The organism is Serratia sp. FGI94, from assembly GCF_000330865.1.
Lineage (GTDB): Bacteria > Pseudomonadota > Gammaproteobacteria > Enterobacterales > Enterobacteriaceae > Serratia_B > Serratia_B rubidaea.
The window spans coordinates 49,895-64,118 of the sequence record NC_020064.1 but is presented as its reverse complement, the minus strand read 5'-3'; the positions used below and the strand labels follow the sequence as shown (position 1 = coordinate 64,118).

The following is a 14,224-nucleotide window of genomic DNA, read 5'->3' as shown; positions in this document are numbered from 1 at the left end:
CATGTTTTAACCTGGTAAAAATTTATCGCTGCCGGCGGATCAAGCTGGCTAAATAAACGCGCAATATGAGATCCATCGCACATTTAATAATTATCTGAATTTGAGTGTGAAATAACATAATTGAGACCGCCGTCATCAACTCCGAAGATTAAGGCATCCCGTTAAGCCGGGTTCTGTTACCAAGGAGTCGAGAATGCAATCTTATTTTGATCAGCTTGAACAAGTCCGTTACGAAGGAACCGGCAGCAACAATCCGCTGGCATTCCGCCACTACAACCCAGATGAAATCGTATTAGGCAAACGCATGGCCGACCATCTGCGTTTTGCCGCCTGTTACTGGCACACTTTCTGCTGGAACGGCGCGGACATGTTCGGCAGCGGCGCGTTCGAGCGCCCCTGGCAGCAGGCGGGTGATGCGCTGGAGCTGGCGCGGCGCAAGGCGGACGTCGCCTTTGAATTCTTCCGCAAGCTCAACGTGCCGTACTATTGCTTCCACGACGTTGACGTCGCGCCGGAAGGCGGATCGCTGAAGGAGTATCTGCACAACTTCGCCGTGATGACCGACGTTCTGGCGGAAAAACAGCAAAGCAGCGGCGTCAAACTGCTGTGGGGCACCGCCAACTGCTTCACCCACCCGCGCTATGGCGCCGGCGCGGCTACCAACCCGGATCCGGAAATCTTCAGCTGGGCGGCGGCGCAGGTATACAGCGCGATGAACGCCACCCAGCAGCTCGGCGGCGAAAACTATGTGCTGTGGGGCGGCCGCGAAGGCTATGAAACGCTGCTGAACACCGACCTGCGCCAGGAGCGCGAACAGATTGGCCGCTTTATGCAGATGGTGGTGGAGCACAAACACAAAATCGGCTTCCAGGGCACGCTGCTGATCGAGCCGAAACCGCAGGAGCCGACCAAGCATCAGTACGATTACGACGTCGCCACGGTGTACGGCTTCCTGAAGCAGTTCGGGCTGGAAAAGGAGATCAAGGTGAACATCGAGGCCAACCACGCCACGCTGGCCGGCCACTCGTTCCACCATGAAATCGCCAGCGCCATCGCGCTCGGCATCTTCGGCTCGGTGGACGCCAACCGCGGCGATCCGCAGCTTGGCTGGGATACCGACCAGTTCCCGAACAGCGTCGAAGAGAACGCGCTGGTGATGTTTGAAATCCTCAAGGCCGGCGGCTTTACCACCGGCGGCCTGAACTTCGACGCCAAAGTGCGCCGCCAGAGCACCGACAAATATGACCTGTTCTACGGCCATATCGGCGCGATGGACACCATGGCGCTGGCGCTGAAGGTGGCGGCCAGAATGATTGAGGACGGGCAGCTGGATCGGCAGGTCGCCAAACGCTATGCCGGCTGGAACGGCGAGCTGGGCCAACAAATTCTGCAGGGAAAACTGTCGCTGGACGCGCTGGCCAAGTACGCTGAACAGCATAATCTGGCGCCGCAGCATCACAGCGGCCACCAGGAGAAATATGAGAATCTGGTAAACCGTTATCTGTTCGGCTAATCCTGCCGGGGCGGCAGCGCCCGCCCCGCAGGCCGCGTGACCGCGGATACGCCCACCGAAGGAAGGGAACCTCTATGTATATCGGCATCGATCTTGGCACCTCCGGCGTGAAAGCCATTTTGCTGGATGAGCGCGGGCAACTGCTGGCCAGCCACACCGAGGCGCTGACCCTCTCCCGCCCGCAACCGCTGTGGTCCGAACAGGATCCGCACGACTGGTGGCAGGCGACCGACCGCGCCATGCTGGCGCTCGGCCGGCAGCATACGCTGCAGCAGGTTAAGGGCGTCGGCCTGACCGGCCAGATGCACGGCGCGGTGCTGCTGGACAGCCGGCAGAACGTGCTGCGCCCCGCCATGCTATGGAACGACGGCCGCAGTTTCGCGCAGTGCCGCCAGTTGGAACAGGCGGTGCCGCGCTCGCGTGCCATTACCGGCAACCTGATGATGCCCGGCTTTACCGCGCCGAAGGTGCAGTGGGTGCGGCAGCATGAGCCGCACATCTTCAGTCAGATAGACAAGGTGCTGCTGCCGAAAGATTACCTGCGCTGGCGGCTGAGCGGCGTCTTCGCCAGCGATATGTCGGATGCCGCCGGCACCCTGTGGCTGGACGTCGCCCGGCGCGACTGGAGCGATGAGATGCTGGCCGCCTGCGGCCTGACGCGCGACCAGATGCCGGCGCTGTTTGAAGGCAGCCGGCTCACCGGCCAGCTGCACACCGAACTGGCGCAGCGCTGGGGCATGCCGCAGGCGCCGGTGGCGGCGGGCGGCGGCGACAACGCGGCGGGGGCGATCGGCGTCGGGCTGTATCAGCCCGGCCAGGCGATGCTGTCGCTCGGCACCTCCGGCGTCTATTTCGCCGTCAGCGACGGCTTCCTCAGCAACCCGGCCAGCGCGGTGCACAGCTTCTGCCATGCGCTGCCCGACACCTGGCACCTGATGTCGGTGATGCTCAGCGCCGCCTCCTGTCTGGACTGGGTCTGCCGGCTGACCAACGTCGCCGACGTCGCCACGCTGTTGCGCAACGTCGAGCAGGCCGCCCCGGCGGAGACGCCGCTGTGGTTTCTGCCTTATCTGTCCGGCGAACGCACCCCGCACAATAACCCGAACGCCAAGGGCGTATTCTGGGGGCTGACCCACCAGCACGGGCCAAACGACCTGGCGCGCGCGGTGCTGGAAGGCGTGGGCTTTGCGCTGGCCGACGGCATGGACGCGCTGCACGCCAGCGGCCTGCAGCCCGACAGCATTACGCTGATCGGCGGCGGCGCGCGCAGCCCGTACTGGCGACAGATGCTGGCGGATATCAGTGGCCAGCAGCTGGCATACCGCACCGGCGGCGACGTCGGCCCGGCGCTGGGCGCGGCGCGGCTGGCGCAGATCGCGCTCAACCCGCAGCGCCCGCTGGCCGAGCTGCTGCCCCCGCTGCCGCTGGAGCAGATGCATACGCCGGATGCCGAACGCCATCAGGCCTACGCCGCCCGCCGCACCACCTTCCGCGAGCTGTACCGCTGCCTGCTGCCGTTGATGTGAGCGTAAAGGGCCAACCAAGATGGTTGGCCCCGATGACTCCCTGAAAATGCAAGGCTAAAAGTTTTCAGTCCTGAAAATCATCGTTTTCGAGGTAATAGCGGACTGCTTCAAGAAGTTCTACACTCCCAGAAGCAGGACTGTGCTCTAACTTATTGTCAATGATCGCCTTAAAGATTGGCGCTTCAAGGAACGTGCCGTAGTTATCTTCAAAATCCATTTCTTCGTCTTCGTTTTCAGCAATATAATAACTACCGTTGACGATATCCTCTTCAGAAGAAAGGCTAAACGATGGCGAGACATACAGCCAACCGACATCAGGCAGGCCACCCTTCATTTTTAGTAATTCGCTAAAACCATTAATAACAATCATTTAAACTGGACTGACCCCACAACCATAGCCATATTAATTTTAAGTAAACATACTTATGTCATCCATCGCATCTTCAACTCGCCCTGTGAAACGCTTATCTTTTGCTTTATTTTTAAGACAAGGGATTACTTTTTCCTTATCAATCTTTGAGTATATTCTCGCAATATGTCCCAAACAGGTGATAGCTAAAGAACAAACTTCTTCATTGGGGTGATCTAGCATTTTCAAATCAACATCTTGTACCCAATTGAAATCATCAATGTTAAATGTCAGATACAGCAAGGCATCAGTCACATCAGACAAATCATCTGAGTCAAGTTTTCTTTCTATCTCAGTTTTAGTATAGTCTTTCATATTAACACCCACCTTTTACATTTCCCTTCCTATCGACCATTCTTGCCTTCTTTAGTGCATTTTGTTGATCAGGATGTAAAGCATCCCATTCTCTAGTACCGAATGATCTAAAGCTACCTGCCCATTGGTAGGCGCTCTACTTTTAACAGCATTATCGATTTTTCCATGATAGGGGGCATCTTCATATACCTTGCTTGTCAACCCCAACGGATCCACCCATCCATATGGGTTCGGCACATATTGATACAGGTTCAGCCCACCGCGCAACCCTATCAGATCCTGCGTGGTAAAGCGTCCCACTTCCGGCTCATAGTAGCGGAACAGATTATAATGCAGCCCGCTTTCGTTATCCTGGTACTGGCCGGCGTAGCGCTGCCCTGGCCTGTCAAACTAATAACCTTCACGGATACTGCAAAACCGGGAAGGATTTACTCCCACCCGGTAATATATTAATCTCCGTCAGCGATTATAACTTCATTGTCATTCCTAGCTTCAATGAGATAATTTACCAAAGAAACTACATCCTCATCTTTAAAATCACTTAGATCATCAATTAGTATCTTCTGATGTTCTGGATAAACCCTAGTTTTCCCATATGGGTCAATATAAACTCCTGTCTTATTTTTTAATTTCAAAAATGAAGCTTCAATCTTCCTCAGAACCTTATCAGTTAATATCAAAGATGGCTTAGTTCCATCACTGTCAGAAAGATAATATAAATCAAGCATAATTAATCCTCTAAATGAGCTGGGTAAGATGTGATAATCTTGTCCTTTACTGGATCATAAACGGTCACATGCCCTTGCTCACCTCTTGTACCAATGACACGATCATAATCTCTCTCATACCTAATCCTTCCATCCCCTTGATGTATTACTCGGCTTGGATTACTCATTGTTCTATCTTCTAACTTTCTATATTGATTAGGTTTTTTATATTTACTCTTACCTTGAAGTTTTATTCTCTCTCTCAAGGAGAACTTGCTATTACCAATATTATTATGACGCCGGATATGACGGTTAGGTACATGTCTAGTGCGCGTTGGGCCACATGATTTCAACCCTAACGGATCCACCCATCCATACGGGTTTGGCGCATATTGATACAGGTTCAGCCCGCCGCGCAATCCTATCGGATCCTGCGTGGTAAAACGCCCTACCTCCGGCTCATAGTAACGGAACAGATTATAATGCAGCCCGCTTTCGTTATCCTGGTACTGGCCGGCATAACGCAGCGGCTGCTCAATGAGCGCGCCCTTGCGCCGTTCGGCGCCGGCGACCGTCTGCCCCTGCAGTTTGCCGAAGGTATCGTAGTTGCCGGACCAGCGCAGGTTACCCTCGCTATCCGTAACCTCCAGCGGCGCGCTGTTAAGGTCGGTGTGCAGCCAGTAGATATCCGCCTGCTGGCCATCGCCCGCCTGTTCGAGGGCTGCCAGTGGCGTCCACCGGCTTGCCGGGTCATAGCTCCAGGTGCGGCGCGTGCCGTTGTCCCGCTGCGCCTGCAGCAGCCGGTAGCCCTCCCACACGAAGCGCGTGGTTTCCGGCGCTTTCCCCTTGAGAGTCACCGTCTTGCGCGTGCGGCGTCCCAGTGCGTCATAGTGATACTGCGCCTCAAAATCACCCTGCGGGCCGCGGCCGTGCGCCTTTATCAGCCGGTTGTCGGCATCATAGACGTAATGCTGTTGGTAAACCCCGTTACGCCGGCGGGTCAGGTTGCCCCAGCCGTCATAGCGGTAAAACATCCGCTGCCAGTATTCGAGCCGGTTATTGACCACCGGCGCCGGCGGCAGGTCGGTATCCGGGTCCCGGCTGACGCGCTGCTCACCGGTCAGATTATCCGCCAGGTCGTAGCGCAGCCGGTGGCCCGGCCTGCCCTGCTGCGCCTCACGGTGCTGCAGCAGGCGTCCTTCCGCGTCGTAGCCATAATGAATCTCACCGCGCAGCGCGTCACCGACACCTTCCAGTTCGCCGCGCCCGGTATAGCGGAACGTGCGCCACAGCACGCCCTCTTCCGGTTTGGTTATCTGTCCGTGGCTGAAAGCACTACTTTGCCAACTGCGCCGCCCCAGCGCATCGTATTGGCGCCGCTGCTGCAGCGCACCCTGCGTACGGCCGGTTTCCCGGTGCAGCCGGTCGCGGCTGAATTCACTCACCAGTTGCTGGTTAAACCTGATGGCGCTGGCGTGGCCGGAGCCGTAATGGAGCCACTGAAACCGGTCGCCCTGCGGCAGCGTCAGCGTCTGCAGGTTGGACAAGGCATCCCACTGGTACTGCAGCTCACCGTTGACGCCCTGCTCGCTCAGCAGGTTGCCGGCCTGGTCGTAGCGCAGCTGCACGCTGTCCGGCTCGATACCCAGTTCGCTGCCGGCAGCGGTCGGCGTGCGCGTCAGGCGGTTCATGCGCCCGGCCGCATCATAGTGGTAATGCCACTCGGCGCTGTCGTTGGCTCGCCAGACCAGCTGGCCGGCCTCGTCATAACGGAATTGGTGCAGCCGCGGGGACGGCTGCGGCTCTACGTCCGGTGACGCGACTTCCCGGTATTCGCTCAGCTGGCCATCGGGGCCATAACGATATAAACGCTCGATGCTGTCCGGCCGCCGTTCAATCATCAGCCGACCAACCGCATCGTGGCTGAACTGGTAATCGGCACCGTTGCCATTTTCCAGTCTCGTCAGCCAGCCGCGGCAGTTATAGTGGTAACGGCGCGTACGCTGGATGCGGTCGGTGACGCTGACCGGCTGCCCCAGCAGGTTGTACTGCCAGCGCGTCTCGCTGCCGAGCGGGTCCTGGTGTCGGGCCAGCTGGCCCTGCGCATTCCAGTCGAATAGTTCTTCGTTGCCGTCCGGATGCAGTAGCGTCTGCAGTCGGCCGGCACGGTCCCAGCGGTAACGGGTCAGGTGACCTTCCGCATCGGTGCGGTGCGTCAGCTGGCCCAGCGCATCATAGGCGTAGGCGGTGACGCTGCCGGAACAGTCGGTATAGCGCGTCAGCAGTCCCTGTGCGTTCCAGACCAGTTTCACCTCGCCGCCCAGCGCATCGATGACGCATTCCGGCAGGCTCTCTTCCTCGTCGGGATAGTGATAGCGGGTGACGTTGCCCAGCGCATCAATCTGCTGCGTCGGGCGCCCCTGAGTGTCCCAGTGCTGAAATGCCTGACTGCCGTCCGGATAAGTGACCGAGAACAGGCGGCCGCTGTTGCGGGAGTATTGATAGGTGGTGGTGCGCCCCAGCGGGTCGGTCTCGCTCAGCAGGCGGCCGTAACGGTCCCACTCGCTCTGACGCTGCGCACCGCCCGGCAGCACCACGCCGCACAGCTCGCCCCGTTCATAGATAAACACCGATTTTCTGCTGTCAAAGTCGGTGAACTGCGCCACGTTGTCGTCGTCATCCAACTGCCACAATGCCTGCCGGCCATCATCGCGCACCACCCGCCGCATGCCGCCGGCAAAATCATAATAGAGTTCCAACTGCTCGCCGGCGCTGTTGCGGTAGGCCACTACCCGCGGCAGGCCGTCAAGCTCCTGCCAGCGGTACTCGTTCAGCAGGCCGTTGTGGTCCTGATGACTGACCATCAGTCCGTCCTGCCAGCCAAAGCGTCGGGTGACCTCGCCGGCGCGGTTGCTGACGGTCACCAGTTGCCCTTCCTCATCGTAGGCGTAGTGCACCAGCGGCAGCTCGCCATCCGGGGTATGCAGCAGCACCGTGCTCAGACGGGACAGCCCGTTGGCGATGGTCAGGTAGCGACACGCCAGCCGCTGACCGGCGCTGTCGACCAGCTCGGTCAGCCGGCCATGGTCATCGTGGAACAGGGAAACCGCGTTGCCGGCGAGGTCAGTCACCATCTGCAGACGGCTCGGTTGTTCATCGGATAAGGCCGGATAGTGCCAGGCCTGCTCGCTGACGTCGAACACCTGCCAGCTGTCGTCGCTGTTGTGCATCAGCCAGCACTTTTCCGCTTCGCAGTAGGTTTTATGCCCTTTGGGCACCATCGGGAAGGAGACATAGTCGCCGGACGGCGCACGCCACACCAGGCCATCCTGGTAGGTCTGCAGGCTGCTTTCCCAGAACAGGCTCCAGCCACGGCCCAGTACGCTCTCTGCCGGGTTGCCGCTGCGCCAGTAGCGCTGCCACTCAACCGGCAGGCGCGATGGCAGCACAAAGTCCAGCTCGTCGTCACCGGACAGGAGTTTCTGGCCGCTGATGATATCAACCGGCCGGGCGATAATGCCGGCGGCGGTCGTGGCGGTCATCAGCGTGCCGAACCGGCAGGCGGTTCGCCCCAGTTTGTTGATGCCGGGCGCCTTGCTCAGCATTCTGCCCAGCGCGCCCAGCTTGCTGGCCGCGCCGCCGACGCCACCTACCAGGCCGGCAAACAGCAGCGTCAGGTCGGAAATCTTATACACCCAGTCCGGTACTTCCGGTTTTATCGGCAGGGTGGTAACAGTGCCGCCGCCGATGCGCACGTTGGGTGAGCCTTCCATCACCTTGGCGTCACAGTTAGTTTTATCCCCCACGCGCGCCGCCGGCCGGCCGTTGATATACACCTTGTCCGAACCCTGCGCCATCTGCATGCTGGGACCATCCTGCTCGCAGACAACCCGGCTGACGGTGGCGATGGCCGCCGGCTTGCCATTGATGCGCACATCCGGCGAGCCGGTCACTATCTTGCCGGCCGGCGTCAGGCTCCCTGCGCCGGCCTCCGCAATGCCATCTCGCGCCTTGGCCGCCAGCTCTCCGGTGAGATAACCCACCGCCAGGCTGGCGCCCACCAGTAATACACCGACGCCCACGCAGGACGCCGCCAGGCCGGCAACGAACAGCGCCCCCGCTGCCACCGCGCCGGCGGCAGCAATCAGGCCGCCGACAATCGTGCCGCCAATCATCCCGGCCAGCGCATGGGAATGTCCAATCGCATCGCCGACGCGTGCCGCTTCGCTCATGACTCGCCCCTTGGAGGGCTGGATACTCGGGAGATATTGAAGAAAACAGCAGTATTACCTGTTAGCAACACGTTGACGGTGCGTCTGACATGATCAGACGGTGGAATCATGCCGTGCTTAGGAAAAACACTGAGGGAAAAGCCAGGCATTACGCAAAATCCTTTTGCTTCAAGAAGGTATAAAGAATCGCACAAAAAACATGCAAGTCAACCCATCCCGCTAACCCATCCGCCATCATTACCAAATCGAATAATCACCAGTGGCAAATGTCGCTGCCAACCCCGGCGCGACTTTTTTAGATTAATGGCTGCAACGCAACACCTCTGGATAAGGAACCGATTGTGGAAAACAGCCAACAACAAAGCCGCAGAACCTTTCTCAGCCAAACCGGCAAGCTGACCACCGCCTGCGCGGTGCTCGGCATGAGCGGCGGCATGGCGCAGGCGGCCGCGCCCGCCGCTGCCGCCTCCTGCACCGCGCCGGAGCCGATGAACCTCACCGACCGCCACTACCTGCTGAGCGACGTGCTGTTGGAAGAAGGCTTCGAGTACGACGGCGATACGGTGATCGGCACCCGCACCGCGCGTTACACGCTGGAAATCAAAGACGGCAAAATCGCGGCGCTGCACCCGGCCGGCGCAACGCCGCCCGCCGCTCTGCCACGCTATTCGGCGGGCGGCCAGTTGCTGCTGCCCGGCACGCGCGATATGCATATCCACCTGGACAAAACCTTCTACGGCGGCCCGTGGCAGGCGCCGCGTCCACGCCAGGGCAAAACCATCATGGATATGATTGCGCTGGAGCAGACGCTGATCCCCAAGCTGCTGCCGACCTCGCAGCAGCGCGCCGAGGGGCTAATCGCCCTGCTGCAGTCGAAGGGCAGCACGGTGGCGCGCAGCCACTGTAATATCGACCCGGTCAGCGGGCTGAAAAGCCTGGAGCACCTGCAGCGCGCGCTGGAAAATCAGCGCGCCGGCTTCAGCTGCGAGATCGTCGCCTTCCCGCAGCACGGCCTGCTGCACTCCAAGGTGGACGCGCTGATGCGCGAAGCGATGCAGATGGGGGTACAGTACGTCGGCGGGCTGGACCCGACCAACGTCGACGGCGCGATGGAGAAATCGCTCGACGCCATGTTCCAGATCGCGCTCGACAGCGGCAAGGGCGTCGATATTCACCTGCATGAAACCAGCCCGGCGGGCGTGGCAGCCATCGACTATATGATCGCCACCGTCGAGAAAAACCCGGCGCTGCGCGGCAAAGTCACCATCAGCCACGCCTTCGCGCTCAGTACGCTGGATGAGGGACGCCTGGCGGACACCGCCGAGCGGCTGGCGGCGCAGCAGATCGACATCGCCTCGACGGTGCCGATCGGCAGCCTGATGATGCCGCTGCCGCAGCTGAGTGAAAAAGGGGTCTTTGTGATGACCGGCACCGACAGCGTGATCGACCACTGGTCGCCGTTCGGCAGTGGCGATATGCTGGAAAAAGCCAACCTGTACGCCCAGCTGTACCGGGGCTCCGACGAGTTCCACCTGTCGCGCTCTCTGGCCATCGCCACCGGCAACCTGCTGCCGCTGAACGACCAGGGCCGGCGCGTCTGGCCGCAGGTTGGCGACGACGCCGGCTTTATGCTGGTCGACGCCAGCTGTTCGGCCGAGGCGGTGGCGCGCATTTCACCGCGTCGCGCCACCTTCCATCAGGGGCGTCTGGTGTACGGCAGCGTCGCCAAAGCCTGAGGTAAATACGGGCGGCGGCCGCCGCCCGTTCAGGACACCAGCCGCCGGCGGTCGATCTTCTGCAGCCCGACGGACAGCAGCAGGCTCAGCCCCAGCGCCAGACCGAACACCCAGAAAATATCCAGCAGCGGATAGCCGTCAAGATCCCAGCCCTGATGCCGCAGCAGATTCACAATCAGAGCGTGCAGGCCGTAGATCGCCAGCGAATGGCGGGAAAATACCGCCAGCCAGCCCACCGGCTGCGCCAGACAGTTTTTAAACCACACCAGCAGCGATACCGCCGCAATAAACACCAGCGGGGTGGCGTACAGGTAGTAGGTGGCGGCAAGGTTGCCGTTAATCAGCGACTGATGGCGGGTGCCGAGGATAATCAGCGCCACGCTGCCCACCAACCCCAGCGCCGCCAGCAGGCTGACGCCGCGCCGCCCGGTATCCATCATGCCGATCGCCCGCCCGGCCAGCGCATACAGCAGGTAGTAGAAGGTATCGCCGGCGATATACAGGTTGGCCGGCAGCAGGTGTACGCCGTCGACGGCGAACTTATCGCCGTTCGGGTTGGCCAGCACCGCCAGAATCAGCAGCGCCGCCGCCAGATAGCGGCCGGACACCGGCTTGACGTTGATCAGCGGCGACAGCAGATACACCACCACGATGGCGTAGAAGAACCACAGGTGATAGAACACCGGCTTTTGCAGCAGCGTACGCAGCGAAGGCCAGAAACCGATATGAGTGAAGCAGGCGATATACGCCAGCGCCACGGCGCTGTAGAACAGGATACAGCCGCCGATGCGCACGAAGTGTTTGCGGTTGGCGCTGCGCTCGCCGAAGAACAGATAGCCGGAGATCATAAAGAACAGCGGCACCGCCGCGCGGGACAGGGCGTTGAGCAGGTTGGCGACGTCCCAGGCCAGGCTGCCCACCTTATCCGGCGTGGTCAGCACCGCGGTGGTGGCGTGGATCATCACCACCATCAGGCACGCCACGGCGCGTAAGTTATCTATCCAGCCAATTTTATTGCTCATCCGCACCCTTGCATGTCGTTTTATCGTTAACCAGGTTACCGCGCAGGGTATAGCGTGCGGATGGGGGCGACAAGCCCCGGGCGTACTATCGGATTAGACCTAACGGTCTTTATCAAACACAAACGCAATATGGTCGTCGTCCAGGTAGCGGATCGTCACGTCGCTGCCTTGCTGCACCTTCGACGAATAGAAGGCCGGGATGGTCTCTTTGCCTTCCACCTCTTTGGTGGCGGCGCCTTCCTGCCACGACAGCCGGTAGCGGATATTGATGCTGCCGTTATCGTTGGAGCTGCGGTAATGCACCTCTTCCACGTGCGCCAGCAGCTCCCGTCCCTGGGCGTCTATCTTGTGATCGCGGTAAAACAGGTGGGCGATATAGGCAAAAAAACCCGCAAAAATAATCACGGAAATAATGATCGCGAACTTCATAAATATATCCCTCAGCCTATGATTGTCAGGCCGTTAAACTGCGACATGATCTGCCCAACCTGCACCATTGCCTGACCAAACTCCACCCGTCCCTCTTTGGTCGAGAGATCAAAACCGGTCTTGTCGAATTTCATCGTTGCCAGACCGAGTTTACCGCCGACGGTCACGGTCGTGGAATAACCCTCCGTCACCACCTTCGCCGCCGTGAAATCGAACGAGAACATCGACACGGTCTCTTTATGGTCTTTATACTCAAGCGCCGCCGGCGTTTTGATGCTGACCTTCACCTTACTGTCGATGGTAATCATCTGTGGTGAACTGATGGTAATGCCTTGCTTCGCCTTCTGTGTCCAGGAACCCTGAATATCCGTATCAACCGCGCCGGTAATCTTCTCCGTCAGCAGGCCGCCAAACTCATTGAGGATATCCCCGGTCACCACGTTGTGGCGCTCTCCCGTCACCTTATCAAACCGTTTTCCTTTCAAGAAAGAGTCCATGCCGGCCTTATAGCGACGCGTCACCTTTTCCGACACGATCTGCTCTTCCGTACCCACCGTTTCCACCTTGCGTACGCCGGTAATCTTCAGCTCTTCGCCGCCGCTGGTGATCTCTGAATGACGGCCGTTGGTGATGGTGACCTTCTCGCCGTCTTCAAACGTTTTGGTCTCTTTCTTGGTCACCGTGGTGGTGCGCGTGCCGTGGTAGGTGAACCTGGCGTCACCGAACACCTCGTCCTGCTGCTTTTTCTGAATGGTGGTGGTGCGGTTGCCGTCAACGGTCACCGTTTTATCGTTCTCCACCGAAATATTCATATCCTTTTCGGCGTGCAGCTGCACCATCTCCGAGCCGGCCTTGTCCTCAAAGAACAGATGGCTGGAGTTGTCGCTGTGGCCGTCCTTGGAGCGGGTCATAAAGCCCATCATGGTGGCACCGGCGGGCAGCGCCCACGGCGGCATGCTGGCCTCGTTATACACCCGGCCGGTGACTATCGGCCGGTCCGGATCGCCGTTGATAAAGTCGATCACCACCTCGTCGCCGACGCGCGGGATCTGCACGCCGCCGAAGCCCTGGCCGGCCCAGGCGCTGGAGACGCGCACCCAGCCGGAGCTGGTGTCGTCGCCCTTGGCCTGCCGGTCCCAGTGGAACTTCACCTTGATGCGGCCATATTTGTCGGTCCAGATCGATTCGCCCTGCGGCCCCACCACCCGCGCGGTCTGCGGGCCGTGGGTACGCGGCCACGGCGTGCGCTGCGGCGAGCGGTACGGCGTATCGGCGGGGATCACCGTCATATCGATGCGGTGCACCGCCTCGTCGCCGCCGCTGGCGTAGCTGTTCTCCTCCAGATCGTAGCTGGCGCTCAGCACCAGATACTCGCCGCTGTCACTGACGAACGGCGGGTTCAGCAGCGTAAAGGTGCAGCCCGGCACGATGCCCAACGCGGTGGCGGTGGCGCTGATGCGCTGGTGCTCCGCCTGCCACTCCTCCTGCCGCACGCGGGCATAGAACTCGCCGTCGCCGTGCTCGACAAAGTGTCCCGGCCAGTCATAGTAGTCAATCTGCCCCGGCTGCGGCGAGCTGGGGTTCTGCCGCGCCTGAAACAGCCAGGCGTTGGGCTTGCGGAAATCGTAGTCGTCGATGCTGTAGATCCCCGGCGTCACCCGCTCGGAGATCGCCCACTGGCCGATCCCCTCCTCGCCGGTGCTGCCGCCGGACGGCGTGGCGTGGTAGGGGATCGCCTCATAACCGCTGAACGGCTGATGCTGCTGCGGCGCATCGTGCAGCACCAGCGTGTGTTTATCCGCCTCGTGGCGGAAGAAGAAGTAAATCCCCTCCAGCTCCATCAGCCGGGAGATAAAGTCGTAGCTGCTTTCCTGATACTGCACGCAGTACTCCCAGCTGCGGTAGCTGCCGGAGAGCTGCTCCTCCACCTGCACGCCGTACTCCCCGAGCACCGTTTTGACGATATCCGGCACGCGCTGGTTCTGGAAGATGCGCTGGTTGCGGTCCCGCTTCAGCGGCCACAGGTCGGATTCCATCGTCAGGGTGTAGACGGCGTAGCGCGCACCGTTAATGTCGGCGCTGTGTACGTTGACCGAGGTGACCTTACCGTTGAGATAGCGCGGCGCGGACAGCAGCCCCTGCGTCGGGATGGTCAGGGTGATCGGCTGACCCAGCATCGCCCGGCGGTCCAGCCGGGCGTCGGTGCTGAGCAGCATCACCTGCAGCTCGAACGAGTGTGATACCTGCTCCACCCCGTTGAGCTTCCAGAACTTCAGCCCACCGGCGCCCGCCGGCGTTGTCACAGTAATACGGTCAAACATAAACGGCTTCTCCC

General features: G+C 60.1%; 10 protein-coding genes and 1 pseudogene. 3 read left to right on the top strand and 8 right to left on the bottom strand.

Annotated elements, in window-relative coordinates; genetic code table 11:
- The first annotated feature begins 193 nt into the window (after positions 1-193).
- Both xylA and xylB read left to right on the top strand, forming a co-directional pair.
- Positions 194-1,513 (top strand): xylose isomerase, encoded by a 1,320-nt coding sequence (gene xylA, locus D781_RS00270; protein WP_015344052.1) that lies wholly within the window; start codon positions 194-196, stop codon positions 1,511-1,513.
- 74 nt (positions 1,514-1,587) lie between these two features.
- A complete protein-coding gene (gene xylB, locus D781_RS00265; RefSeq protein WP_015344051.1) occupies positions 1,588-3,039 on the top strand; it encodes a xylulokinase in 1,452 nt (483 codons plus the stop codon).
- A gap of 64 nt (positions 3,040-3,103) precedes the next feature.
- On the opposite strand, the gene D781_RS00260 is transcribed toward xylB, so the two are convergent.
- The 5 genes and pseudogenes from D781_RS00260 to D781_RS00240 form a co-directional block, all read right to left on the bottom strand.
- Complete coding sequence (locus tag D781_RS00260) at positions 3,104-3,409, bottom strand: hypothetical protein (RefSeq protein WP_015344050.1); 306 nt, start codon at positions 3,407-3,409, stop codon at positions 3,104-3,106.
- 39 nt (positions 3,410-3,448) lie between these two features.
- The gene (locus D781_RS00255) at positions 3,449-3,763 is read right to left on the bottom strand and encodes a hypothetical protein (protein ID WP_015344049.1); all 315 of its coding nucleotides are present in this window, start codon (positions 3,761-3,763) and stop codon (positions 3,449-3,451) included.
- Positions 3,764-3,814: 51 nt separating this feature from the next.
- Positions 3,815-4,123, bottom strand: a pseudogene (locus tag D781_RS23930) (RHS repeat-associated core domain-containing protein); the annotation flags it as partial.
- An 89-nt stretch (positions 4,124-4,212) separates the two neighbouring features.
- Positions 4,213-4,491 carry a hypothetical protein gene (locus tag D781_RS00245; RefSeq protein ID WP_041411680.1) on the bottom strand — a complete coding sequence of 93 codons (279 nt, stop codon included), beginning with the start codon at positions 4,489-4,491 and terminating at the stop codon, positions 4,213-4,215.
- A gap of 2 nt (positions 4,492-4,493) precedes the next feature.
- On the bottom strand, positions 4,494-8,702 hold the full coding sequence (locus D781_RS00240) for an RHS repeat-associated core domain-containing protein (protein ID WP_015344048.1): 4,209 nt from the start codon (positions 8,700-8,702) through the stop codon (positions 4,494-4,496).
- A 341-nt stretch (positions 8,703-9,043) separates the two neighbouring features.
- Here D781_RS00240 and D781_RS00235 point away from each other — a divergent pair, with 341 nt between their 5' ends.
- On the top strand, positions 9,044-10,438 hold the full coding sequence (locus D781_RS00235; RefSeq protein WP_015344047.1) for an amidohydrolase family protein: 1,395 nt from the start codon (positions 9,044-9,046) through the stop codon (positions 10,436-10,438).
- A gap of 29 nt (positions 10,439-10,467) precedes the next feature.
- Here D781_RS00235 and D781_RS00230 read toward each other — a convergent pair whose 3' ends face one another.
- From D781_RS00230 to tssI, 3 genes are all read right to left on the bottom strand, one after another.
- Complete coding sequence (locus tag D781_RS00230; RefSeq protein WP_015344046.1) at positions 10,468-11,460, bottom strand: acyltransferase; 993 nt, start codon at positions 11,458-11,460, stop codon at positions 10,468-10,470.
- A 99-nt stretch (positions 11,461-11,559) separates the two neighbouring features.
- Positions 11,560-11,889, bottom strand: coding sequence for a hypothetical protein (locus D781_RS00225; protein ID WP_015344045.1), 330 nt, complete (start codon positions 11,887-11,889; stop codon positions 11,560-11,562).
- Positions 11,890-11,900: 11 nt separating this feature from the next.
- The gene (gene tssI / locus D781_RS00220) at positions 11,901-14,210 is read right to left on the bottom strand and encodes a type VI secretion system tip protein TssI/VgrG (RefSeq protein WP_015344044.1); all 2,310 of its coding nucleotides are present in this window, start codon (positions 14,208-14,210) and stop codon (positions 11,901-11,903) included.
- Between the last annotated feature and the right edge of the window lie 14 nt (positions 14,211-14,224).

What these genes read in the sequence shown, in the direction of transcription:
- xylA (WP_015344052.1), top strand. Translation starts at nt 194, where the DNA reads ATGCAATCTTATTTTGATCAGCTTGAACAAGTCCGTTACGAAGGAACC.
- xylB (WP_015344051.1), top strand. Translation starts at nt 1,588, where the DNA reads ATGTATATCGGCATCGATCTTGGCACCTCCGGCGTGAAAGCCATTTTG.
- D781_RS00260 (WP_015344050.1), bottom strand. Translation starts at nt 3,409, where the DNA reads ATGATTGTTATTAATGGTTTTAGCGAATTACTAAAAATGAAGGGTGGC.
- D781_RS00255 (WP_015344049.1), bottom strand. Translation starts at nt 3,763, where the DNA reads ATGAAAGACTATACTAAAACTGAGATAGAAAGAAAACTTGACTCAGAT.
- D781_RS00245 (WP_041411680.1), bottom strand. Translation starts at nt 4,491, where the DNA reads ATGCTTGATTTATATTATCTTTCTGACAGTGATGGAACTAAGCCATCT.
- D781_RS00240 (WP_015344048.1), bottom strand. Translation starts at nt 8,702, where the DNA reads ATGAGCGAAGCGGCACGCGTCGGCGATGCGATTGGACATTCCCATGCG.
- D781_RS00230 (WP_015344046.1), bottom strand. Translation starts at nt 11,460, where the DNA reads ATGAGCAATAAAATTGGCTGGATAGATAACTTACGCGCCGTGGCGTGC.
- D781_RS00225 (WP_015344045.1), bottom strand. Translation starts at nt 11,889, where the DNA reads ATGAAGTTCGCGATCATTATTTCCGTGATTATTTTTGCGGGTTTTTTT.
- tssI (WP_015344044.1), bottom strand. Translation starts at nt 14,210, where the DNA reads ATGTTTGACCGTATTACTGTGACAACGCCGGCGGGCGCCGGTGGGCTG.